A 22,116-nucleotide genomic window follows, 5' to 3' on the forward strand; every position below is an offset into this window, starting at 1 on the left:
AACGTGGATTTTCCTATTAGTGTGCCGAGCATTGGCTTGGTAGACGGCAAGTTTATTGATGAGAACCCCACCACCGGCACGCCGGGATCACTGATTCCTTCGGCGTGGGGCAATGCGGTTACTGAAGAAATACTGGCGGTACTCGCGGCAGGGGCAATTGCTCCAGTTGAAAACACCAACAATCAGTTGGTCCTGGCCATCAAGAAACTCCTGCAGGCGGGCGCCGGCTTATACGCGTTGGACACTGGAGCGGCGAACACATACGTGGCAACGTTTTCACCGGCACTCGGGGCGCTTACCGATGGCCTTACTTTGAAAGTAAAGGCGAAAACGGCGAACACCGGGGCTAGCACATTTAACCCAGACGGACTGGGCGCGAAGCCTATCGTCGGCGGTTCGCATGCGGCCCTACAAGGCGGCGAGATTATTGCGAACGGTGACCTGTGGTTGCAATGGAATAGTTCTATCGGCACCGGATCCTGGGTCGTGATCGAGTCTGCTGGTGGCCCGGTGCAAGTCGCCGATGCGACCCTTAGCCGCCACAGCCTGGCGTTGGGGCAACTCGGCGGCACCCTGGCGACCAACGGATTTATCAAGATCCCGATCATGGTCGCCGGCGTTAAGCGCGATTTTTATATTCAGTGGGGGCAGTCCACCGGCACGGCGACCAGCGTCAACATCGCGTTCCCGGTGGCAGTTGCCAACCAACTGTTTTGGTTGGGGCTTCAAGATTCAAACGGCAATCCGAATGTGGGGCTCTGGACCTACCAAGCGGTCTCTGCTGGGTTCACCGCGTACAACATCGCCACCCTGACCAAGGGTTCGACCACCGTAGGCGGTTCCCTTGTCGCCAACGCGCAATGGGTCGCTATCAGCTATTAAGGAGCTTTTTATGTGGTATTCACCCTCCAGCGGCGGCTTTTACGATGACCCGGCGAACTACGCGGCTTTCCCCGCAGACGCTCTCGAGATCACGGACGAGCTGTACGCTGAAGTGATGTCATTCCGGCCTCACGACAAAATCATTGTCGCTGGCCCAGAGGGAATGCCGATGCTGGCAGACCTCCCGGCACCGACTCGCGACGAACTGGTGGCGACGGCTTTGTCACAACGCGATTCGTTTATGGCCCTGGCCACGACGAAGATTGGGCCCTTGCAGGACGCGGTGGATGTCGATGACGCCACGCCGGCGGATATTGCCCTGCTCAAGAAGTGGAAGCAGTACCGGGTGGCGCTGAATCGCATCGAGGATCAGGCAACCTTCCCCGAAACGGTTGATTGGCCCGTTGTCCCAGCCTGACTCAACCGAACGAAATGCACCCGCCATCGAGCGGGTATTTTTTTGCCTGGAGAAAGTTATGCCTGTAACCGAGAAAGACCGCGACATCCTCGCACGCACGCTATGGGGTGAGGCGCGCGGTGAAAGCCTGGCCGGTCAGATTGCCGTGGCCTGGACGATTCGCAACCGTGTGGAGATTGATTTGCACAGCGATGGCAAGCCGGATTGGTGGGGCGAGGGCTATGCCGGCGTGTGCCAAGCGAAGTACCAGTTCAGCTGCTGGAACAAGAACGACTCGAACTTCCCGTACCTAAGTGGCGCAAAGGCTATCCCGTTCCGCGAGCTCGCCCAGGCGCGGATTGCTGCTGACCAGGTGATTGATGGAAAAGTGCCGGATCCTACCGGTGGCGCGACGCACTACTACGCAACCACCATGCCGAAGGCGCCGACTTGGACTAAGGGTGCCACACAGACACTGCATCACGGGCACCACATCTTCTTTAAGGATGTTCCATGACTCCTGGGGCGCTGAAAGCGGCGCTTGCTGGAGTGTTCGCTCTTCTATTGTTGACTGCAGCGGGAGTGTGGAAGGTGCAGAACTGGCGTTATGGCAAGCAGCTTTCCGAGCAGGCCGGTCTGCACCAAGCCGACCTGACCACCATCAGTGCCGTCGCGGCAGCCCAGGTGCGCGCCGATCAGGACAAGCGACTCGCGCTTGAGCAGCGCCTTGCTGCCAGCGACCAAACTCACCACGAGGCTTTGACCAATGCACAAAAGGACCAGGCTCGCCTGCGTGATCGCCTTGCAACTACTGATCTACGGTTGTCAGTCCTCCTTGACACCACAGATCCAGCCAGTGGCTGTTCAGTGCCTGCCTCCTCCGAAGCCGGCGGCGTGGTTCATGGAAGAACGCGCGTCCGACTTGACCCAGCGCATGCTCAACGAATTATCGAAATCACCGATGTTGGGGATCAAGGACTGATTGCTCTCTCAGCGTGCCAGGAATATGTACGAGCGGTCGCTCTCGGTACACGAAAGGAATGATACTAGCCGCGGAACCAAATTGACTGACAATCAGGCACGGTTTACCGCTATGAAACTGTCTGTTCGGATGACCATTTGAGTACGCAGCATTTTTGTTCTTGCGCTTCGTTTCGGTAGTTACCCCATAAATAACCCCCGTTCTGTAAACTGTCACAGATGGTGAAGCATCCGCCCATTAGCGGGTATTTTTTTGCTGGTATTAAACTGTTGGTTTTGCTGTTGAATTTCCAGATGGTTGTGTTGTTGCTGCATATGTAAAATTCGTAATCTGAGATTCTGAATATTCCATTTGTATTGCAGAGGGGGCTGTCTTTAAAGTCGAGCAGTACGGTTCGTGTGTCCTCGGCTAGGAGGGCGATTCCAGCGTGCCCAACTAATATCAAGTTTCCATCGGCGGTATAGCATGTCGAGATGAACTGGTGTGGGGCTTCATTAGTATATGCGGTCGACTGTGTTCCTAGTTCATTTCCAAAAGTTGCGATAAATGTTCGGGCGCCTTCATCAGGTGCCGCATGGCGGTTCATTGAAAAAACCCTGAGGGAGCCGTCAGGATGCTCCATGAGGTTTGATCCACCAATGATCGCTCCGCCAATGCAGGTTAGCTTTCCATTCTCCAACTTCCCTATTCCGGAATTTCGTCGAATATAAATCGCACCATTTTTGTCTATTAACGTGTTTCCCGAGCAGTCGGGAAAGTTGAGCAGAGGTTTAATGTTCTTATTTTCGAGGTCGGCTAAGAAAAGACCTTCGGTTGTGGTCAATATTATTTCATCGTTGCTTTTTGCGACAATTCCAAACTGTCCAAAAGGAAGGTCGCTCATGCAAGTTTTGAGCTGGTGAGTTGCAGTGTTGTCTGTCGGGTGTGAAAAGCTTATTGTGTTTCCGAAGCTCGGATTCATTTGAGAAAAAAACGGACGTGGATACAAGTTGTGTAGGGCTGAATAGTGAATGCCGTCCTGTGATGCCTTCTTTACTAGTTGCTCAATCATTTCTTGTGGAGGCACAAAGCCGCTAAGCATCGCCTCTAAGTGATTTTTGTCCATCAATATGACATTCAAGCCACCAGCGGCAGCGTCCCTAATAAGTTCTGAAGTGAAGCCCGCAATAGAAATTACTAGACCGCAGGTTCCAACTACGCGCTGACTAACTCTGTTCTTTAGTAGTGCTACAGTTTTAAAGTCAGTTTTCTTTTTTTCCCATTTTGCTTCTATTACAAAATGCCGAGAGTTGATATTGACCGCAACATCAATTTCTCCTTTGCCCTCCCGGCGCCGGATATTAGGCTCGGCATCTAGGCCCCAGCACAATAGCATTCTTGCGATTAGTCCGTTTAATGCCTGTCCTCTAGCCTGAGGTGTAATTTTAACATCGGATTTCAGTTGGCCATATTCTGTGATTAACGCTAAAAGTTTGTCTGCGTTGGCCACCTGCATATTGCTCACATCCCTTTCTATTAGTATTGATAACTGAGGTGCCGGTGGCGTCCTCTTGTTGGATCATCAGTTTAGCGGAGTGGCAGTTTTTTGCGCGGGTCAGCGCCAGTCAGCGTGGTGATTTGGTCGTATAGGTGGCTGACTAGCTTCCCTTTGGCCATCAGTTCCCAGTTGAATTTCGTCTCAATATTGGTAGCTCTGCGGTTTGCGTCCAAGAGTTCGGCTTTGGCCTTCAACAGTTCTGCCCGCATCGCCCCGCATTCTTTGGTGGCATCAGCGTGCATCTGCACCAGGCCGAAGATGTCTTCGCGAGCTTTGCGCAATTGAAGGGTCAGTTCCTGCACCTCATTCTCCAGCATGCGCAGATAGTGGGTGCAAGTCTCAAGCTCGGTCGGGCATCCCAGCCAGTCGCTGGTGTCTTCGATTTCATACGGATCCACGGCAACACCAAATAGATACTGTTTGCATATACAGTAATCGAGATCTGGACGTAGGGCGAGCGGGCGACGACGAACTGCGCGCCCTAACTAGGGGGAGGGCGACCCTGGCTGAGGCCGCTGGCCAAGCCAGAGCCAGGGGGGGCTTGCGAGAGGGCTTACGATGCTTTGTCTGGTTGAGCGCTATCGCTGACCACCGTGGGCTGTTCAGCCCCGCACGCAGCTGCCCACACTTCCTTCGTCAGCAATTTGAAGGCTCTGTCTGATGGCTTGAGGGTAGATAACTCACGCAGTGCCGCATCGGGCGAGCTGTAAAACCCGGTCTCACCGAGCTTATGACTCACGCAGTTGAGCTGAAAGCCTCGATACGACGTGAAATGTTCAGTGACCCTCTTTACCACAACGTTGCGTATGGGCAGTTTGCCTTCCGCGCTTACGACCGAATAGTCCTTATAAAACTCATCGTCGTTGGTTGATGTAGGGCTGGCGGAATATGCATTGGTGGACAGCAGGGCTGAGGCAAAGATGGCAAGACATCTCACGGCATTCTTCCTTGACTGGATCTGGCTAGTTGAATCTGGTTGGAGAGCATCATAGTAGAGCAGTTAACAGTTTAAAGCAGATGAATTTTCTATGAGCGCAAGGGATGGATGAGCAGTAATTTGCCTAAAGGAAAGGGGATGCTGAACGCCTGACTGATTTTCAACATAAGCTCACTGATGTGCCGGCTGCTGGCCAGCAGCTCAGTGCACCGAATGTTCCGTCCACATAAGCCCTACACCCCAGTTCGAGGGTGTAGGGCTTTTTTGCGTCAGTACTCGAGCACAATCGGGGATATGGGTAATGGCTGGGATTGGATCGACAGACACTGGCGACAAGAATTACTGGTATTCGCTGGTTATGTGCGGTCGGAAATAAGTGGGTGGTACGAAAGTGGTACGCTGGAAAAGAAGGTTTGCTTTAAGCCTTTATCTATAAGGCTTTCAGGATTAGATGTTCCAATCCATCATGGGCGCCACGGAGAAGCGGCGAGAGAGCGGGGCGGGTGTGGTGGTGATTGGGGGCATTGGGGCGTCTGGGAATAGGTGGGGCGAAGGGCGGGAGTTTATCAGGAATGAGGCCTCGAGGCTTGAGGCGAGTCCTGTTGCAAAGGTGCTCGGAGTTAGTGGACCTGTTTTTATGGGATGTGGCGGTTATTTTGGGGCGGGCGTTGCTATCCACTGGCTCAGGACTTTCTGGTAGTTGCCGGTCACCTTGGCGAGGTGCAGCCATTGGTCGACGTATAACTTCCAGGTCATGTCATCGCGTGGAAGCAAGTAGGCCTTCTCACCGTATTGCATGAATTGGCTCGGGTTAACCGCGCACAACCCGGGTTTAAGTTTCTGCTGATACAGCGCTTCCGACGCGTCGGTAATCATCACATCGGCTTTCTTATCCAACAGTTCCTGAAAGATGGTCACGTTGTCGTGAAGACTTAATTGCGCCTTGGGCAGAAACGCGTGAACAAACGCTTCGTTGGTGCCTCCGGCCGGTTCAACCAAACGAACCGAAGGCTGGTTGATTTGTTCGACGGTCTGGTACAGCGCCTGATCTTCACAGCGCACTAAGGGGATTTTGCCGTCGACATCCAGTGTGGTGCTGAAGAAGGCTTTTTTCTGGCGTTCCAGGGTGACCGAGATGCCGCCGACGCCGATGTCGCATTTGCCGGCCAGCATGTCGGGCATCAGCGTTTTCCATGTGGTCTGCACCCATTCAACCTTGACGCCCAGGCTGTCGGCCAATGAGCGGGCCATGGCGATGTCGATGCCCGAGTATTCGCTGTCCTCGGCTTTGTAGGTATAGGGTTTGTAGTCTCCCGTCGTACACACGCGCAGTTGGCCTTGCTGGATGATGCTGTCCAGGTGCGAAGGGCCGTCCTGTGCCTGAGCGCCGCAGGAGATCGCGAGCAGGCCACCGAGCATCAGTGTGCATTTTATGGTTTTCATTTTTGCGGGCTTTTATGAGGGGGGACTTGAAGAAAATGGAGTGTAGTGGAACAGTTTCTCGGCTGCTATCCACGACGAAAAAGGGCGCTCATTGTGGGAGCGCCCATTTTTGTGTTTGCAAAATGCGGTCTGGCCTCGATGTCATCCTGACCGTTCGGACTCAGTGACAGCAGCAACTGGAGCCGCCGCACCCCGACTTTTTCTTGATACTGTCGGGGATTTCTCCTGTCAACACGCTTGCTGGGTACCCTGCCTCATTCAGTGCCGATAACAGGGCATTGCTGTCGGTGTCCCCGGTCACTTTGACTCGGCCGGACGCCAGATCGACAGTCACCTCACCCACCCCGGCGATCGGTTGCAATGCAGCATTGATGTGTTTGACGCAGCTGCCGCAGCTCATGCCTTCGACTTGCAATTCTGTACCGTTCATTGCGTGAACCTCTTTCGCCGTGTGTGGCGGTGGTGTGATGACAGGGTTCGAGGGTTGACCTTGCCACGATGGCAAGGTCAAGCGCTTCTTTCAGGCGGTTACTGCGCCATCGGCATCTTCATCATGCTCGACTGCTGATCCATCATTTTCATCATCATGCCCATCATCTGTTCTGAGTTGTCCTTGTCGCCGGACATGCCTTTGCCCATGCCCATGCCCATGCCTTGGCAATGGTTGTGCATCATGCCCATGCTGTCCTTCATCGTAGCCATGCCTTCTTGCATGGCGGCCTGGCGTTCGGCCGGGGTTTTGGCGGCGGCCATTTTTTCGTGGGACGTTTGCATTTTTTGCATCTGTTCGCTCATGGCCTTGTCTTGTTTGGGCTGGGTCTGGGTGGTGGCCGGTGCGGTGGGTGGTGTGTCGGGGTGATGTTCGTCGACGGCCAGGGCAACCAATGGGCTGCTGATGAGCAGTGCGGCAACGAGTGTTTTAAGGTGCTTGTGCATGGCAATCTCCAGGAAGTCAAAGACGTGCAGGAAGTAGCGAGCTGCGCTGAAGATGCGCAGCCAAAGCGTGCGGCCGGACACCCGGCATGCCGGGCAGGTTTTAATCGTTGAAACGAACGAAGCTCAGACGGACGGGCGGTCTGGGCGGCGCTGGACGGTGCAAGGCGAGGAACGCGAACGGCGTCGGGGAGTGGGCACTCAGAAACACGACGGGCAACAGAAGCAGGGCGGCCCAAAGGGTGTGTTCGAAGGTGGGCAGGGTCAGTGCGGGGTTCAGTGCTGTGGCGCTGTGTTCGCAGTATTGCAGGCAGCCGCTGGCATGCTGCTCATGGCTGTCGTCATGGCCAGCGCTGCTGGTGATTTCATGGGCGGCGCTCAGATCATGGGGCGGCAGGCTAAGACAACCCTGGCTCGCCGCTACCGCAAAGGCTAAGAGCCACAGTGCGAGCACTTGGCGGATCAGCAGCGGTAGATGAATGCGGAACCCGTGCATGTCTGGTATCCGATCTGAGGGTTATCTTGAGCTTAGCGCTGTGTAGGTGACTGTCGTTGATCTATATCAAGTGGCGCTCCTTTACGTTACTCCGCACCCATTTCCATCTCTGGACTCAACGTCCCCAGCCAGGCCACCAGCCCCACAATCAGGACGGCCGCAACCAACTCCATCACCACACTGCGCTGCAGTGCATTCGCCGCTACCCGATACTGCCCGTTGCGCAACGACCTCTGCAAAAACGGTCCAAGGTGAAACCGGTTCAACGCGGCGAGCACCAGCATCCCCGCAAACAAGGCGACTTTGATAAACAGCAAAATCCCGTAGGTGCTTTGAAATACTTCATCAAGCTTCAGCCCAACGATGAAGAGATAGTTCACAACACCCGTGACGGTGATGACGACCACAATCAACGCGCCCACCGATTCAAATCGTTTCACTGCGCGGGCCAGCAGTCGGATGCGCTCTTCGGTTTGCAGAACATTTTTCGCCATCAACGCGAGCGCCACCAGCGCTCCCAGCCACACCCCAGCAGCCAGCAAGTGCAGGATGTCGGTAGTGAAATGCCAGACACGGCGGATGCCTTCATCCATCGCCCCATGACCGTTCCAGGCGAGAGAGGCGAGGGCGATACCGCCAGCAATAGCCGCAACCAGCAAGCTAACATCAGGGGCGCGATGGTTTAGCATCACCGTCAATCCGCCAACAACCAGTGCGACAATACGCACCACCCAGGCCAGGCCCATGTCCGTTTCCAACACCATCATCTCGATGTGTGGACGCAACTCGGCAAAGTCCGTTTCACCGCTCATGGCGCTCGCCATCACCACCATGCTTGCGACAGACAACAGCACCCCAAGCGCCGCCGTCCCCGCCATCATCAACCGAAATGGCAGCACAGCGCCCGACACGCGTTCCTGTCCTTTAAGGCTGTACAACCCAAACAGCGGCAAGCCCAACAGCAGCATCAAATCCACGTACAAGCCAAACCGTAGGGCAATGCCGATCGAGTCGCTCATCAATCACTTCACTTTGAACGTAACGTTGCCGGTAATCGGGTGAGTGTCCGAAGACACCGCTCGCCATTCGACTTTGTAGGTGCCGATGGGCAGTGGCGAGAGAGGGGTGATGACCATGGTTTTCGGGTCGCTGCCGCCGGAGACTTTGGCTTTCATTGGCATGGGGGCGTGGGCCATGCCGGGCATTTCGGTCATGACCAGTTTCGCGCCGGAAAACTGGGTCATGAGGTTTTCAGAAAAGTGCAGTTCGATTTTGGCGGGTGTTGCGATGTCTGCACCTTCAGCGGGGGTGGAGGACAGTAGTTTCGGATGGGCTTGAGCGAGTGCGCTCATCAGCAGCCCCAGGGCAATAACGGTGGTTTTGATCATGCGCATGCGAGGCCTCTTACCGTTTTAAACGGTTGGTTTTTGGTTTTTGAGTTGACGCGTTTAAAACCACAGCCGAACGCCGAAGACCAGGCGCGCTTCACTGCGATCCTCGCCTTCGTCGTTGGCGTAATCGGCGGTTTTGCCGTAGGTGCGATTCCAGGTCACGCCGATGTAAGGCGCGAACTCCCGGCGGATTTCGTAGCGCAGCCGCAGGCCGGCCTCGGTGTTGGATAACCCCGAACCAATTCCTCGTTGAGGGTCGTTTTTGCCGTAGAAGTTGAGTTCGGCAGTCGGCTGCAGAATCAGCCGATTGGTCAGCAGGATGTCGTAGTCGCCCTCAAGTCGTGCAGCGGTTTGGCCGCCTTCGCCGATGAAGGCTGTGGCTTCGGTCTCAAGGTTGTACAGCGCCATGCCTTGCACACCGAAGGCGGCCCAGGTTTGCGGGGCGCCGGGTTTGAAATCCTGGCGCACGCCGCTCACCACCTCCCACCACGGGGAGATCGCATGGCCCCACAGGGCCTGGATTTCGGCGTCTTCGGTCTTGCCGTTGGTGCGTTCGCCTTCGGAGCGAAGCCACAGACGGTCGAGGTCACCGCCGACCCAGCCTGATAAGTCCCAGGCCAGGACGCTGCCGTTGTCCGCGTCCTGCCATTCGAGTTTATCGGCGAGGAAGTAGTAGTTGAGTGCGGTGTCATGCACGCCGTGGCCGGTCGGGCTGGCATACACGGCGGCGCGGTCGGCATCGGTCAGCGTCGGGATCGGCGTGCGGCTTTCAGTCGGTGCGGCGGGCTGCATCTGGCCCTCATCCATGGTTTGCATTTGGCTGTGGTCCATGCCGGTCATCTGGCTATGGTCCATGCCCTGCATGTCGTCAGTGGCGGCCATTGTCGAAGAGAGCGTCAGGGCCACGGTTACGAGTGTCAAAGAGATAGGAGTCAATCGGGTCATGGGATGCGCCTCATTCTTCCACGCGAACTTCACGGAACATGCCCATTTCCATGTGGTACAGGAGATGGCAGTGATAGGCCCAGCGGCCGAGCGCATCGGCGGTGACCCGATAGCTGCGCCGGGTGCCCGGCGGCATGTCGATGGTGTGTTTGCGCACCATGAACTCGCCGTTCTCGTCTTCGAGGTCGCTCCACATGCCGTGCAGGTGGATGGGGTGGGTCATCATCGTGTCGTTGACCAGCACAATCCGGACGCGCTCGCCGTACTTGAGGCGCAGCGGCTCGGCGTCGGAGAATTTCACGCCGTTGAACGACCAGGCGAATTTCTCCATGTGGCCGGTGAGGTGCAGCTCAATGGTGCGGCCGGGTTCGCGGCCGTCCGGGTCTTCGAAGGAGCTACGCAGGTCAGAGTAGGTGAGGACTCGGCGTCCGTTGTTGCGCAGGCCCAGTCCGGGATCGTCGAGCTTGGGCGAGGTGGTCATGGCTTGCATGTCCACCAGCGGGTTGTCCTTTTCCGTCTCCGGATGAGACTGCATGCCGGCCATGCTGCTGTGATCCATGCCCGCCATATCACCCATGCTGCCGTGGTCCATGCCGCCCATGCCCATGTCATCCATGGTCACCAACGGTCGAGGGTCCAGGGCAGGGATTGGCGCCGACAAACCAGACTTCGTTGCCAGCGTGCCCCGTGCAAAACCCGTGCGATCCATCGATTGCGCGAACAGCGTGTAAGCCGCTTCGGTCGGCTCGACAATCACGTCAAACGTCTCTGCCACCGCGATGCGAAACTCGTCGACGCTCACCGGTTTGATGTGCAGACCGTCGGCTGCGACCACCGTCATTTTCAACCCGGGGATGCGCACGTCGAAGTAGCTCATGGCGGAACCATTGATAAACCGCAGCCGCAGCTTCTCGCCGGGGCGGAATACACCGGTCCAGTTCATGTCGGGTGCCTGGCCGTTCATCAGGTAGGTATAAGTGGCGCCACTGACGTCGGCGATGTCCGTGGGGTTCATCTTCATCTCGGCCCACATCGTTCGATCCGCGACCGTGGACCCCCAACCTTTTTCGCTGACATCGTGAATGAAGTCACCCACGGTGCGCTTGTTGTAGTTGTAGTAATCCGACTGTTTTTTCAGCGTCTTCATCAGGCTGACGGCGTCTTCGTCGGTCCAGTCGGTCAGCATCACCACGTAATCGCGGTCGTACTGGAACGGCTCTGGCTCCTTGGCATCGATGACCAACGGGCCGTAAACGCCGGACTGCTCCTGAAGGCCCGAATGGCTGTGATACCAGTAGGTGCCGTTCTGCCGGACTGTGAATTGGTAAACGTACAGACCGCCCGGTTCGATGCCGTGAAAACTCAGGCCCGGTACACCGTCCATGTTGGCCGGCAGCAAGATGCCGTGCCAGTGAATTGACGTGTCGACCTTGAGCTTGTTCTTCACGCGCAACGTCACCGTATCGCCTTCACGCCAGCGCAGCAGCGGGCCGGGAATGCCGCCGTTGATGGTCATGGCGGTGCGCGGGTTGCCGGTGATGTTGACCGGGGTTTCGCCGATCGACAGATCGAAATCGGTGCCCGCCAACACCTGAGGTTCGCCAGGGCTGGTGATTGCCCAGACCGGCGTGCGCCATAAGCCGAGGCCGCCAAGCAGCCCGCCCGCAGCCAGCCCTTTCACGAAGGTGCGTCTTGTAGTGTTGGAATGCATGCCGTTGTGTTCCCCATCCGTCAGCTTGGAGCTAGCTTGACGACGAGGTTAACGGGCGGCGGCTTTCAGAAGGCTGAGGCTAAGATTACAGTTTTGTCAGTTTCGCGGGTGTAGGCGCGGTGAAACTGGAGAGAGGCGCTCACTGAGCGGGCGCCCTTTCTTAAAGGTGTTTTTTGGGCTCGGACGTATCAGCCACGGTGGAGCCGCCGCAATTGATATACGAAGAAGACTTCAGCCAACGCTGATCTGGATAGTAAGAGAACAACAGCTGCCCATCTTTCATCGAATCAATCAGTCGACGAGCAACCGCCGGTCTGACCGCCGGGCAACCGAGGCTTCTGCCAATCCGCCCATTCGCACGGGCCAGGACCGGACTCACATAAGGCGCGCCATGAATCACGATGGCCCGGTCAAACGCGTTGTCATTGAAACCCGGCTCCAGGCCCTCCATGCGCAACGAGTAACCGTTCTGCCCGACATAACTTGACTGTGTGCGGTACAAACCGAGGCTGGTAGCGAAGCTTTCGTTTTGATTGGAAAAGTTGACCGCCATGTTCTCGCCGCTGTTTCGACCGTGAGCCACCAGTTCATGAAACAGCAATTTGCGCTTCTTTAAATCGAACACCCACAAACGTTGTTCGGTCGAAGGCAGGGAATAGTCGATGACGGCCAGTCTTTGGACAGGTGCTTTGCCTTGAGCGATGCTGCATTGCGAGGCGCGAACGGCGAGGTTGATGACGTTGGCGTTAGCTTTCGGGGCCGCTTTGATGAGGGCGGCCGCGAGCGAATCGGCGTAGGCTGACGGTGCAGACATTGCCGTCAGTAGCAGGGCCGAAAGTAGATAGCCAAAACGTAGTGGCGCCATATAGATGTCTCATCATGTTAAGTTCGAGTCTAGCAGTGCGTTGTAAGCCGGGCGTTGAATGCGGGGGATTAAGGATTATTCATGGTGCTTTTAACAAGGTTATTCGTCATAAGCCGCGTATTTTTTATGGGCTTTCTGATCAGCGGCACAGCACTTGCGGAAACGTCGTCGATCGAGCCGCTAAATGCGCCTACCTCCATTATCGAGGCCGCAGCGGACGATAACGTCGGTCAAGCGATTCAGGCCTCGCTTGAACCGCTGAAATCTGCGTTTCCACCATTGCTCACTGCGCCACGCAATCGGCGGGTGGACGTCAGCCGTCTGGTCATGGATTTTTATACACATCGTGCCTATCGCGCGGCGTGGACGAATGAAAGTGATGTCGCGCAGTTGATCGCCAGCCTGAACGCGACTCAGGCCGATGGCTTGACCCCGGCGGACTTTCATATCGATGAATTAGTCCGGTCGCAGACCACGATGCAGACGACACCGGTCACGCCCGAGCAGCGGGCAGCTTTTGATTTGGCGACCACCCATACTTTTATCACCGCGCTGCTGCAGTTGCGGCGGGGCAAGGTCGACCCTTCGCGGCTCGACATTCACTGGAATTTTGATTCGAATGACGTCGATCCACGGGACGACGTCAATGCTTTCTTCGCCGCGCTTGACAGTCACGACGTGGCCAAGGCGTTTGCCCAGGCGCCGCCGCAAGAAGCGGTGTACGTCGGTTTGCGTCAGGCCCTGGCGCAACTGCGCGGCATTCGGGACCGGGGCGGTTGGCCGAAAGTGGTGGTCGACCATTCGCTCAAACCGGGCATGGACGAACCGGCGGTCGCGCAGTTGCGCGCGCGGATGGTCGCGGCAGGTTTCCTCGATCCACGATTGATCCATGGCACGAAGTACGACGGCGCCGTCACCGCGGCTGTGAAAAAGTATCAAAACGAGCAATACCTGGGTGCGGACGGCATGGCAGGGGCGACAACATTGGCGGCGCTGAACGTGCCCGTTGACGCGCGCATCGATCAGGTACGAGTGAACATGGAGCGCGCGCGTTGGCTGCTCTACAAGCTTCAGGGCACGTTCGTCATCGTCGATATTGCCGGCTACAAGGTGGCGATGTACCGCGATGGCCTGCCGATTTGGCGATCCCGGGTGCAGGTCGGTAAAACGGCTCGCAATACGCCGGTCTTCCAGGCGCAGATTACCTACATCACGTTTAACCCGACCTGGACGGTGCCGCCGACGATCCTCAAGGAAGATATGTTGCCAAAGGTTCAGAGCAATCCCGGTTACCTCGCCGCCAACCGAATTCGAGTGCTTGATCGGGAAGGCAATGTGCTCGACCCGTCGACCGTCGACTGGACCAACCCGCGCGGCCTCACGTTGCGTCAGGACGCCGGTCCAGAAAGCTCCCTCGGCCAGGTGGTGATCCGGTTTCCCAACGACTATGCGATTTACCTCCACGACACACCGCACCGCGAGTTGTTTGCCAAAACTGTCCGAGCGACCAGCTCGGGCTGCATTCGGGTAGAGAATCCGCTGCAGCTTGTGGAGTTGTTGTTCAACGACCCGGTCCGGTGGAACAGCGAAGGCATTCAAAAGCAGTTGGCCAGCGGCAAGACCGAGAACATTCGGCTTCCGGTGAAAGTGCCGGTGTTGCTGGCGTACTGGACCGTGGATTTGGGCAGTGACGGGCGAGTGGCGTTCAAGCCTGATGTGTATGGTTACGATGCGCCGGTGTTGCGGGCGCTGAATCGGCCGTCGCCGGTGCCTGTGCTGGATTTGCATACGGCAGTGGGGTCGGTGGCGGCGGGGCCGGCGCGGCAGTAGGGGAGTGGGCTTGATTTAATAAGTCCGTCACCTTTCCGCTCGCTTTCCGCTCGCTTTCCGCTTTCCGGTTTTGGTGATCTGCCTTCGTTGTTCGTCCGGGTGTTAAAGTTGCAGACCTTCCTGCACCACCGAAAGTAAATTGTTTTCCGTCAACGCAACTGCATCCAGTTGTTGTGCGGCCTGCTCAATCACCTGCAACCACCAATGCGTCTCGCCATGCTTGTCCACCGTGCGCAGCAGCGCGAGTTCTTTGCCTTTCGAGTGGATCTCGACACGCCCGGCGCCATCTTCAGTGAAGCGCGCAACAGGGTCGAAGATGAGGCTGTGGTCATTGCCTTCGATCAGTAATTGGTCGATCGCATAGTCGTAAGTCGCACCCTCTGAATCGCACTCGAAGACATGCGTGGGATTGCGCCGCAGAATCAGGCCTACCTCAATCAACGGCTGCAGCCACACTTCGATCTGCTCATACAACTCGTAGACTTGGCCGGGCCAACTGTCGATCATCTGCTCCGCGCTGGTAGGCCGGGTCTGTTTCAGCTTCGCCGCGAGTTCGTCTGCCTTACTCATTTCGATTCCCTGTCGTGATGTAAGAGTAATCGTAGCTCCTGAAAGCCATCCTGGTTTTGCCCTGCGTCATAGGCCGGTGCCTACAAGCCGAATCCGCGACTGTTTGACTACGCTCAAGAGCAGCTCGGCGTCAGCTGTGATCAAGTGGTCCATATCTGCGCGAGCCCGACGCTGGATCACACCGCCGCCCGCGACATGTACTTTCGCTGCATATGGATCGACCGCGGCACGGGTCGGCAATTGCTGCCGGATTACCAGCCGGACGCGATATTGTGAGCACGCTGGGTCAGGTCGTGCCCTTGTTCACATCCCTCGACTGGTAAAAAGGAGACCTCGTCATGGCACACACCCTAGCAGGCCGTTCGCGTTCCGCGCGTTTTACATCCATGCCCGGCTGCATAAACAGCTGCCGAGGGTGAAAGTGGCGTTCCACACCCACATGCCTCACGCCACGGCGTTGTGCTTGCTGCAAGGTCCGCCGCTGCTGTGGTTGGGCCAGACGGCGCTGAAATTTTACGGCCGCACGGCGGTGGACGAGGAATACAACGGCCTGGCCCTCGATGAATCCGAAGGCGACCGGATTGCCAGTGTCATGGGCAATGCCGACATCCTGTTCCTGAAGAACCATGGGGTGATTGTCGCCGGGCCGACCATCGCCGAAGCCTGGGATGATTTGTATTACCTGGAGCGTGCCGCACAAGTGCAGCTGATGGCCATGGCGACCCAGCGCGAACTCAAGCCGGTGCCCCACGAAGTTGCCCAGCGGGCCTACGAGCAAATGCGTTTGGGCGATGCCGAAAGCGCGCGGGCGCATTTGCACAGGGCAATGCGGCGGCTAGCCAAAGGACAATTGCCCCTCACCCCCGCGTAGACTAAGCTCACAAAAAATAAGGGCTTTGGGCCTTTGCCCATGCCTTGCCCTTACAGGACGAGCTTTTGCCTATCCACACTCAAGACCCGCAGCAAATTCCGGGCGACGCTTTGAAACGGTTATCTCTGCTCAGGGCAGCGGTGTTGTTTATTGCGACGGTGTGCCTCTGTCTCTGTGGTCTGCTTTATCTGCAACTGGAGCAATCTCGGCGCCACGCGCTGGACGTGGCGCAAGTCGCGTCTTCGAACCTGGCTCGCGCCATGGCACAGCAGGCCGAAGACACCTTCATGAAAGCCGACCTGGTGTTGACCGGTCTCGTGGACTGGATTCAGGTTGATGGCTACGGCCCGGCACAAAAGCCACGCTTGCAGAAAACCTTTGCCAGGCGGGTTCAGGCGCTGGAGCAGTTGCACGGGATCTTTCTGTTCGACAAGCAAGGGCAGTGGGTCGTGACTTCGTTCGATGATTTGACCCGCAGTCCGGGCGTGTCGGATCGAGAGTACTTCACGTTCCACCAGCAGAACGCGTCCACCCTCGCGCACATCGGGCCGGCAATTCGCAGTCGGGAGAATGGCGAGTGGATCATTCCGGTGTCCAAACGGGTGAACGACAAGAACGGCAACTTCCAGGGCGTGGTGTTGGCCGGAATCAAAATGGCCTATTTCGATCAGTTCTTCAAAAGCTTCAGCATCGATGACAACGGTTCGATGTTTTTGGCGTTGACCGACGGCACGTTGCTCGCGCGAAGGCCTTTCGTGGAGTCGCTGATCGGCACGTCCCTGGCCAAGGGCGAAATCTTTCAGAAATTCTTGCCCAACGCGCCCGCCGGCAACGCGATGATCAGCTCGGTGATCGATGGCGTTGTGCGTTTGTATGGCTACCGTCAACTCGATGCCTATCCGCTGGTGGTCTCGGCGGCATCGTCCAGGGAATCTATTCTCAAGGATTGGTACGGCACCGCGTTTCAATCCAGCGTCATCGTTGCCCTGGTGGTGTTGGGTGTGGGCCTGTTCGGTTGGGTGTTTGTTCGCCAGGTGCGCGTCGGTGAGCGGGTCGAGGCCGATTTGCGCAAGGCCAAGGAAGCCCTGAAGCTGATCGCGACTCACGACAGCCTGACGGGCCTGGCCAATCGCCGACTGTTCGAGCAGGCGCTGGACATCGAGTTTGGCCGAGGCGCCCGGCAGTCGAGTTCGCTGAGCCTGATCATGCTTGATATCGATTACTTCAAACGCTACAACGATGCCTACGGCCACGTGGCAGGTGACCACTGCCTGGCTGAAGTGGCACGGGCAATCAAGAGTTGCTGTCACCGCAAATCCGACCTGGCGGTGCGTTATGGCGGTGAGGAGTTTGCGGTATTGCTGCCTGACACCGACCTTCACGGTGCGTTGGTGATTGCCGAACAGATCCGCCGTAGCGTCATGGACAAGAACATCACCCACAGCGGTTCACCCACGGGTTATGTGACGGTCAGTCTTGGCTGTTACGCATTTGTGCCGACCGGGCGCGACAGCATCGAAGTGTTCATCGAGCGAGCGGACGCGGCGTTGTATCAGGCCAAGCACTCCGGTCGAAACCGTGCAGCCGTGTTGTCGCTGGAGGGCGGCGTGGAGGCGTTGATGCGCTCAGATCGTTGAGACGATTTGTGCCGTTGTTTCAGCCTTGCAACAGTCGCTTGTCCGTCTGTCTACCTGCGAGATCCTTCTGTTTTCATCGTCTAGAGTTCCGATAGCCCTGTCGAACCCGACGGGGCTCCCCACAGCACGGACGATCGCCAAAATGTTGATACCTCAAGCATTGACAGCCGTTGCTCTAACCCTCGCTGTTTCCATTGTTTTGCCGCAGGCCAGCCAGGCTCAATCGGCAGCCACACCGCAAGAAGCCAACGCCTTTGTGACTGTGCCGCAGTACCCCTCCGAAGATTTCAAAGACGTGGTGCAGTCGAACGTCGACTCGTTGTATTCCATTGCCTGGCTCGATTTGACCAAGGAGCCACTGGTGATTACCGCGCCAGACACCGCCGGGCGTTTTTACGTGTTGCCGATGCTCGACATGTGGAGCGATGTTCTCGTCTCGCCGGGTGGGTATGCGACGGGCACAAAGGCCGGTGAGTTTCTGGTGACACCACCGGGATGGACCGGAACGGTGCCGGCGGGCTTGAGTCAATTGCCGGCGCCTGCGTCCTTCGTCTGGATCATTGGTAGGACTGAGGTCAGCGGGGCAGTGGACTATGCGACGGTGAACAGGATTCAGGCGGGCTACACCGTGACGCGGTTGTCTCAGATCGGCAAAAAAGCCGGGCCGGTTGCCATCCATGCTCCTGTGGTCACGGCGGGTCGATGAGCGCCGATACCATCGGCGTTCAGGGCAATTACGTTAAGTGCACTCAATAGAAAACTGCTGACGATTTCACCTCATTGGCTGCTTCTACGTGTCCAGCTGCCGGTCCCGCCTCCTGCACCGCCGGTGCCCCCACCGGCAGCGCCCGTGCCACCGCCCGCACCCGAGCCACTGTTTCCGGCATTTCCACCATTGCCCTCTCTCGATGAACCATATCCGCCTTTGCCCCGATCGGGGGTATATCGGTGCGAGGGTTGGTCGGGATAGTTGTCGGGCGCCATGTTTGAGCCTCCGCCATACCAGAATCTGGTCTCTGTCGCGTCAGCGTTATCGCCGGAGGCTGCGAAAGTGGTGCCTATTGCCGCGGCCAGCAAACCGAGCAACAACAGCGTGGTGATTTTGATGTTCATCAGCGCACGTCTCCAAAAATGAGTCGTTACCTGAAGATGGTGTGATGAGGAGGGCGATGGGTGTTGGCGGGATGACGAATGGTCGATGCGTTGATCTTAGGGTTGGTGCGCCGATCACTGAAAGTGCGTGCAACATCAATCACTGTGGGAGCGGGCTTGCTCGCGAAAGCGGTATACCAAGCGACATGAATATTGAATGATGCTCCCTCTTCGCGAGCAAGCCCGCTCCCTCAGTGGTTTAAGGTGTCAGCGAAGGTTGTATTCGGCCAGTTTCTTCTCAAGATTCTCCCGCACCAACGGCCATTCCTCATCAATGATGCTGAACCGCACCGAGTTGCGTTTGCGGCCATCCGGCATGATCCGTTCGTGGCGCACGATGCCTTCCTGTTGCGCGCCGAGTCGCAAGATCGCGTTGCGCGATTTCTGGTTGTTTTCATCGGTGGTGAATTGCACCCGCACGCAGTCCAGTTCGTCGAAGGCGTAACGCAACATCAGGTATTTGGCCTCGGTGTTGACGAACGTTTTCTGCCAGCGCGCAGAGATCCAGCTACTGCCGATTTCAAGCTTGCGGTTGAGGCGGTCGATTTTCCAGAAACGTGTCGAACCAATCACCTCGCCCGTGTCCTTGAGCACGATGACGAAGGGCAGGACCGTTCCCGCCTCGCGACCGTCGAGGGCCTTTTTCAGGTAGCTGTCGATGGTGGTCGGGGAGGGCACGACGGTGACCGTCAGGTTCCACAATTCGCCATCCCGGGCGGCGTTGACCAGCGCATCGGCGTCGCTGGGTTGCAGGGCGCGCAGGGTGATTCGTTGACCGTCCAGGGTGTCCATGAGCGAGAGGTTCTCGGCATAAAAAGGTTCGCGGGTGATGCGCGCCATTACAGGGTAGCGGCTGCCGATTGGCAATAGTCGTGGCGCGATGTTGGACCCTGGCTGCTATGGTCAATGGACGCAGGCAATCGATTGACAGGATCCCATGCATGGAATTGACCGCCACGACCACTGCCGCACCAGCGCGCCATACGCCGATCACACGGAACCTGGTCTGGTCCGTCGGGCTGGTATTTGTATTGGGGGTGCTGATTGCCCTGGTTGCCTTGTTCAACATTGCTGGCCGGCTCGATGCCCAGGACCTGGCCAAGACCACGTTCTACACCCAGCGTGCGCTGGAAAACCGCATCTCAGCCTCGAAAAACTACGTCGCCAGTTATGCAACCTGGACGACCGCCTACGATCATTTGAATGGCGAAGTCGATGCGCGGTGGGCTTACGCTGAGCAGAACTTGGGTAAAACCCTGTTCACCATGGATCATTACGACGGCGTTTTTGTGGTCGACCATCAGCGAACCAAATACGCCGTGGTGCGCGGCCTTCAGGTCCAGGACGACGCAGCGGCCCGGCTGTCAATAGCGATGGCGGCACTGATCAAGGAAGTGCAGGGCCAGGAAAGCCTGCTTGTCCCCATCAGCCGGTTCACGCTCTTCGAGGGCCAGCCCGCGCTGTTGACGGCGGCGGCGATCGAGCCCAATGACGAAAGGCCGGCGGTCGATCCCCAAAGCACGTCAGTGCTGGTGTTCGTCGATCAACTGAGTCCGGAGAAGCTCAACGCCTTGAGTGCCGACTACGGTTTGCATGACTTGAGCCTCGCACCTGACAACACCCTTGCTCCCGGTCAGCCCGCGGTGGCACTCACGGGCACCGGTTATAGCCTGGTGTCGCGGCTCGAGCAGCCAGGCCATCAGCTGCTTTGGTCACTGCTGCCGCCACTAGGCGGCGCGCTATTGATTCTCGCGTTGTTGACGGCTTACTTCTTTCGTTATGTGTTACGCACGTCGGGGCACGTGGATGCCAGTTACATCAATCTCGATTTATCGAACCAGGCACTGGAGGCCAGTGAAGAACGTTTTCGTGCAGTGGCCGAGGCCGCTTCCGACTGGATCTGGGAAATCGATGACCAGCATCGCATCACGTACCTGTCGGGGCGTTTCGGCACCGTCACCGGTTTTTCCGATCAGCAATGGCTGGGGCAGGACATCGAGCAATTGTTGTATTGCGACACTACGCCGTTGTCGCAGTGGCTGAACAAGCTCGACGAGGAGTACAGCGTCAGTCACCTGCGTTGTTCCTATCGCGACCAGTCGGGGCAGCAACGTGTCTGCCGGGTGTCGGCGCGGCCGATCCACAGCAAAGGCGCGGTGCTGGGTTACCGCGGCACGGCCAGTGACATCACCGATGAAGTCGCCGCCCATGCGCAGATCCAGCATCTGTCATTGCACGACGCGCTGACCGGCCTGCCCAATCGCAACAAACTGGCGCGTTACCTCGAAGACGCTTTGGTGCTGAAGGAGCATTCGGCGCCGCTGACGTTGTTGATGATCGACCTGGACAACTTCAAGCCGATCAATGACTCCCTCGGCCACCCGGCCGGCGATGCGGTATTGCTGGAGGTGGCCACCCGTTTGCGTGAGTGCACACGGGACATTGACCTGGTCGCACGACTGGGTGGCGACGAGTTTGTGCTGGTGCTCAATGGCATGGACATCCACACGGAAATCGACCGGATATGCGAACGTATCCTCGAAAGCCTGCACCAGCCGATCCACTATGACCATCACACGCTGCACATCGGTGCGAGCATCGGCATCGCCTTGAGCCGGCGTCAGGGGCACAGGCCGGAGGAGCTGATCCGGTGTGCCGATATCGCGCTGTATCAGGCCAAATCCGACGGCAAGAAAACCTGGTGCTACTTTGAGCCGCACATGAACGATCAGATCCAGCATCGCCGCAGACTCGAAAACGACCTGCGCCAGGCGATCAAGAACAACGAGTTCGTGATGCACTATCAGCCGCGTTATCACGTCGATGGCAAGCAGATTGTCTCGGTCGAAGCGTTGCTGCGCTGGCAGCATCCGGTGCAGGGGTTGCTGGGCCCCGATGCGTTTATTCCGTTGGCCGAGCAGACCGATCTGATCGTGCCCTTGGGGCGCTGGGTTTTACGTGAAGCGTGCGAGACGGCACTGACCTGGCCGGGTGAGCTGATGGTGTCGGTCAACCTGTCGCCCGTGCAGTTTGTCCGCAGTGACGTGGTCGAGGATGTCAGGGAAGCGTTGATCCAGAGCCGTTTGCCGGCCAGTCGACTGGAGCTGGAGATCACTGAAAACGTGATGCTCAACGATGTCGACGGCGCTCTCGCGACCATGAACTCGCTGAAGGAGCTGGGTGTGCGCCTGAACATGGACGACTTCGGCACCGGTTATTCGTCGCTGGGTTACCTGCGCACGTATCCGTTCGACGGGATCAAGATCGACAAGCGCTTCATCTCGTCCATGAGCGGCACCGGTAACGACCGTGCGGTGGTGCAGGCGATCATCAACCTGGGCAAGGCCATGGGGCTGACGGTGACCGCAGAGGGCGTCGAGACCCTGGAGCAACTGGACTTCCTGATCTCGGACGAGTGCCATGAGGTGCAGGGTTTCTACCTCAGCCGGCCGATGGAAAACCAGGCGCTGCTGCCATTGCTCAAGGCATCGCGTGACGAGCATCCGTTGTAAGGGGGACCTTTAGTCGCCTGTGTCG

23 protein-coding genes and 2 pseudogenes are annotated in these 22,116 nt (G+C 57.5%); 10 read left to right on the forward strand and 15 right to left on the reverse strand.

What is annotated here, in order from left to right:
• Positions 1–3 precede the first annotated feature (3 nt).
• The 4 genes from ACA068_RS10965 to ACA068_RS10980 are packed head-to-tail and all read left to right on the forward strand — an operon-like array spanning position 4 to position 2,323.
• The gene (locus tag ACA068_RS10965; RefSeq protein WP_497309730.1) at positions 4–882 is read left to right on the forward strand and encodes a hypothetical protein; all 879 of its coding nucleotides are present in this window, start codon (positions 4–6) and stop codon (positions 880–882) included.
• A gap of 10 nt (positions 883–892) precedes the next feature.
• Complete coding sequence (locus ACA068_RS10970) at positions 893–1,300, forward strand: tail fiber assembly protein (protein ID WP_497309732.1); 408 nt, start codon at positions 893–895, stop codon at positions 1,298–1,300.
• A 58-nt stretch (positions 1,301–1,358) separates the two neighbouring features.
• Entirely contained in the window at positions 1,359–1,796 is a 438-nt protein-coding gene (locus ACA068_RS10975) for a cell wall hydrolase (protein ID WP_497309734.1), read from the forward strand.
• Entirely contained in the window at positions 1,793–2,323 is a 531-nt protein-coding gene (locus tag ACA068_RS10980) for a lysis system spanin subunit (RefSeq protein WP_497309736.1), read from the forward strand. The genes ACA068_RS10975 and ACA068_RS10980 overlap by 4 nt, the downstream gene beginning before the upstream one ends.
• 47 nt (positions 2,324–2,370) lie before the next feature.
• On the opposite strand, the gene ACA068_RS10985 is transcribed toward ACA068_RS10980, so the two are convergent.
• The 12 genes from ACA068_RS10985 to ACA068_RS11040 form a co-directional block, all read right to left on the reverse strand.
• Complete coding sequence (locus ACA068_RS10985) at positions 2,371–3,756, reverse strand: restriction endonuclease (RefSeq protein ID WP_497310571.1); 1,386 nt, start codon at positions 3,754–3,756, stop codon at positions 2,371–2,373.
• A gap of 71 nt (positions 3,757–3,827) precedes the next feature.
• Positions 3,828–4,196 carry a hypothetical protein gene (locus tag ACA068_RS10990; protein WP_497309738.1) on the reverse strand — a complete coding sequence of 123 codons (369 nt, stop codon included), beginning with the start codon at positions 4,194–4,196 and terminating at the stop codon, positions 3,828–3,830.
• Between the two features lie 155 nt (positions 4,197–4,351).
• Complete coding sequence (locus tag ACA068_RS10995) at positions 4,352–4,735, reverse strand: hypothetical protein (protein ID WP_497309739.1); 384 nt, start codon at positions 4,733–4,735, stop codon at positions 4,352–4,354.
• Between the two features lie 651 nt (positions 4,736–5,386).
• Positions 5,387–6,178 carry a transporter substrate-binding domain-containing protein gene (locus ACA068_RS11000; RefSeq protein WP_497309741.1) on the reverse strand — a complete coding sequence of 264 codons (792 nt, stop codon included), beginning with the start codon at positions 6,176–6,178 and terminating at the stop codon, positions 5,387–5,389.
• A gap of 160 nt (positions 6,179–6,338) precedes the next feature.
• Positions 6,339–6,608 carry a heavy-metal-associated domain-containing protein gene (locus ACA068_RS11005; RefSeq protein ID WP_497309743.1) on the reverse strand — a complete coding sequence of 90 codons (270 nt, stop codon included), beginning with the start codon at positions 6,606–6,608 and terminating at the stop codon, positions 6,339–6,341.
• A 98-nt stretch (positions 6,609–6,706) separates the two neighbouring features.
• Positions 6,707–7,114, reverse strand: coding sequence for a hypothetical protein (locus ACA068_RS11010; RefSeq protein ID WP_497309745.1), 408 nt, complete (start codon positions 7,112–7,114; stop codon positions 6,707–6,709).
• A gap of 100 nt (positions 7,115–7,214) precedes the next feature.
• Entirely contained in the window at positions 7,215–7,607 is a 393-nt protein-coding gene (locus ACA068_RS11015; RefSeq protein WP_497309746.1) for a hypothetical protein, read from the reverse strand.
• A gap of 86 nt (positions 7,608–7,693) precedes the next feature.
• Positions 7,694–8,626: a copper homeostasis membrane protein CopD gene (copD, locus tag ACA068_RS11020; protein WP_497309748.1), complete on the reverse strand. Its 933-nt coding sequence runs from the start codon at positions 8,624–8,626 to the stop codon at positions 7,694–7,696.
• A 3-nt stretch (positions 8,627–8,629) separates the two neighbouring features.
• Positions 8,630–9,001, reverse strand: a complete 372-nt coding sequence (copC, locus tag ACA068_RS11025) for a copper homeostasis periplasmic binding protein CopC (RefSeq protein WP_497309749.1) — start codon at positions 8,999–9,001, stop codon at positions 8,630–8,632.
• 54 nt (positions 9,002–9,055) lie between these two features.
• Positions 9,056–9,943, reverse strand: coding sequence for a copper resistance protein B (locus ACA068_RS11030; RefSeq protein ID WP_497309751.1), 888 nt, complete (start codon positions 9,941–9,943; stop codon positions 9,056–9,058).
• 10 nt (positions 9,944–9,953) lie between these two features.
• A complete protein-coding gene (locus ACA068_RS11035; protein ID WP_497309753.1) occupies positions 9,954–11,654 on the reverse strand; it encodes a copper resistance system multicopper oxidase in 1,701 nt (566 codons plus the stop codon).
• A 160-nt stretch (positions 11,655–11,814) separates the two neighbouring features.
• Positions 11,815–12,519, reverse strand: a complete 705-nt coding sequence (locus ACA068_RS11040) for a murein L,D-transpeptidase catalytic domain family protein (protein WP_497309755.1) — start codon at positions 12,517–12,519, stop codon at positions 11,815–11,817.
• Between the two features lie 81 nt (positions 12,520–12,600).
• On the opposite strand from ACA068_RS11040, the gene ACA068_RS11045 reads away from it, so the two are divergent.
• Positions 12,601–14,349: a L,D-transpeptidase family protein gene (locus ACA068_RS11045; RefSeq protein ID WP_497309757.1), complete on the forward strand. Its 1,749-nt coding sequence runs from the start codon at positions 12,601–12,603 to the stop codon at positions 14,347–14,349.
• A 102-nt stretch (positions 14,350–14,451) separates the two neighbouring features.
• On the opposite strand, the gene ACA068_RS11050 is transcribed toward ACA068_RS11045, so the two are convergent.
• The gene (locus ACA068_RS11050; RefSeq protein WP_497309759.1) at positions 14,452–14,919 is read right to left on the reverse strand and encodes a hypothetical protein; all 468 of its coding nucleotides are present in this window, start codon (positions 14,917–14,919) and stop codon (positions 14,452–14,454) included.
• Between the two features lie 72 nt (positions 14,920–14,991).
• Between ACA068_RS11050 and ACA068_RS11055 the strand changes: the two are divergent.
• The 4 genes and pseudogenes from ACA068_RS11055 to ACA068_RS11070 all read left to right on the forward strand — a co-directional run.
• Positions 14,992–15,242: pseudogene (locus tag ACA068_RS11055) on the forward strand (HAD hydrolase-like protein); the annotation flags it as partial.
• Between the two features lie 50 nt (positions 15,243–15,292).
• Positions 15,293–15,790 (forward strand): annotated as a pseudogene (locus ACA068_RS11060) (aldolase); the annotation flags it as partial.
• Between the two features lie 65 nt (positions 15,791–15,855).
• The gene (locus ACA068_RS11065) at positions 15,856–17,427 is read left to right on the forward strand and encodes a diguanylate cyclase (RefSeq protein ID WP_497309761.1); all 1,572 of its coding nucleotides are present in this window, start codon (positions 15,856–15,858) and stop codon (positions 17,425–17,427) included.
• Positions 17,428–17,569: 142 nt separating this feature from the next.
• Entirely contained in the window at positions 17,570–18,133 is a 564-nt protein-coding gene (locus ACA068_RS11070; protein ID WP_497309762.1) for a DUF1254 domain-containing protein, read from the forward strand.
• Between the two features lie 71 nt (positions 18,134–18,204).
• Here ACA068_RS11070 and ACA068_RS11075 read toward each other — a convergent pair whose 3' ends face one another.
• Together ACA068_RS11075 and ACA068_RS11080 are read right to left on the reverse strand one after the other, a co-directional pair.
• Positions 18,205–18,543: a hypothetical protein gene (locus tag ACA068_RS11075; RefSeq protein ID WP_497310572.1), complete on the reverse strand. Its 339-nt coding sequence runs from the start codon at positions 18,541–18,543 to the stop codon at positions 18,205–18,207.
• Positions 18,544–18,786: 243 nt separating this feature from the next.
• Complete coding sequence (locus ACA068_RS11080; protein ID WP_497310573.1) at positions 18,787–19,371, reverse strand: GNAT family N-acetyltransferase; 585 nt, start codon at positions 19,369–19,371, stop codon at positions 18,787–18,789.
• Between the two features lie 149 nt (positions 19,372–19,520).
• On the opposite strand from ACA068_RS11080, the gene ACA068_RS11085 reads away from it, so the two are divergent.
• Positions 19,521–22,091 carry a bifunctional diguanylate cyclase/phosphodiesterase gene (locus ACA068_RS11085; protein ID WP_497309764.1) on the forward strand — a complete coding sequence of 857 codons (2,571 nt, stop codon included), beginning with the start codon at positions 19,521–19,523 and terminating at the stop codon, positions 22,089–22,091.
• Positions 22,092–22,116: the final 25 nt, after the last annotated feature.

It is taken from the genome of Pseudomonas sp. LBUM1660, from assembly GCF_059695935.1.

Excerpts from the sequence above, each read along its gene's own strand:
- ACA068_RS11035 (WP_497309753.1), bottom strand. The coding sequence starts at position 11,654 with ATGCATTCCAACACTACAAGACGCACCTTCGTGAAAGGGCTGGCTGCG.
- ACA068_RS10985 (WP_497310571.1), bottom strand. The coding sequence starts at position 3,756 with ATGCAGGTGGCCAACGCAGACAAACTTTTAGCGTTAATCACAGAATAT.
- ACA068_RS11010 (WP_497309745.1), bottom strand. The coding sequence starts at position 7,114 with ATGCACAAGCACCTTAAAACACTCGTTGCCGCACTGCTCATCAGCAGC.
- ACA068_RS11030 (WP_497309751.1), bottom strand. The coding sequence starts at position 9,943 with ATGACCCGATTGACTCCTATCTCTTTGACACTCGTAACCGTGGCCCTG.
- ACA068_RS11005 (WP_497309743.1), bottom strand. The coding sequence starts at position 6,608 with ATGAACGGTACAGAATTGCAAGTCGAAGGCATGAGCTGCGGCAGCTGC.
- copC (WP_497309749.1), bottom strand. The coding sequence starts at position 9,001 with ATGCGCATGATCAAAACCACCGTTATTGCCCTGGGGCTGCTGATGAGC.
- ACA068_RS11000 (WP_497309741.1), bottom strand. The coding sequence starts at position 6,178 with ATGAAAACCATAAAATGCACACTGATGCTCGGTGGCCTGCTCGCGATC.
- ACA068_RS11085 (WP_497309764.1), top strand. The coding sequence starts at position 19,521 with ATGGAATTGACCGCCACGACCACTGCCGCACCAGCGCGCCATACGCCG.
- copD (WP_497309748.1), bottom strand. The coding sequence starts at position 8,626 with ATGAGCGACTCGATCGGCATTGCCCTACGGTTTGGCTTGTACGTGGAT.
- ACA068_RS11015 (WP_497309746.1), bottom strand. The coding sequence starts at position 7,607 with ATGCACGGGTTCCGCATTCATCTACCGCTGCTGATCCGCCAAGTGCTC.
- ACA068_RS11040 (WP_497309755.1), bottom strand. The coding sequence starts at position 12,519 with ATGGCGCCACTACGTTTTGGCTATCTACTTTCGGCCCTGCTACTGACG.
- ACA068_RS10980 (WP_497309736.1), top strand. The coding sequence starts at position 1,793 with ATGACTCCTGGGGCGCTGAAAGCGGCGCTTGCTGGAGTGTTCGCTCTT.
- ACA068_RS10970 (WP_497309732.1), top strand. The coding sequence starts at position 893 with ATGTGGTATTCACCCTCCAGCGGCGGCTTTTACGATGACCCGGCGAAC.
- ACA068_RS11070 (WP_497309762.1), top strand. The coding sequence starts at position 17,570 with ATGTTGATACCTCAAGCATTGACAGCCGTTGCTCTAACCCTCGCTGTT.
- ACA068_RS10975 (WP_497309734.1), top strand. The coding sequence starts at position 1,359 with ATGCCTGTAACCGAGAAAGACCGCGACATCCTCGCACGCACGCTATGG.
- ACA068_RS11080 (WP_497310573.1), bottom strand. The coding sequence starts at position 19,371 with ATGGACACCCTGGACGGTCAACGAATCACCCTGCGCGCCCTGCAACCC.
- ACA068_RS11050 (WP_497309759.1), bottom strand. The coding sequence starts at position 14,919 with ATGAGTAAGGCAGACGAACTCGCGGCGAAGCTGAAACAGACCCGGCCT.
- ACA068_RS11045 (WP_497309757.1), top strand. The coding sequence starts at position 12,601 with ATGGTGCTTTTAACAAGGTTATTCGTCATAAGCCGCGTATTTTTTATG.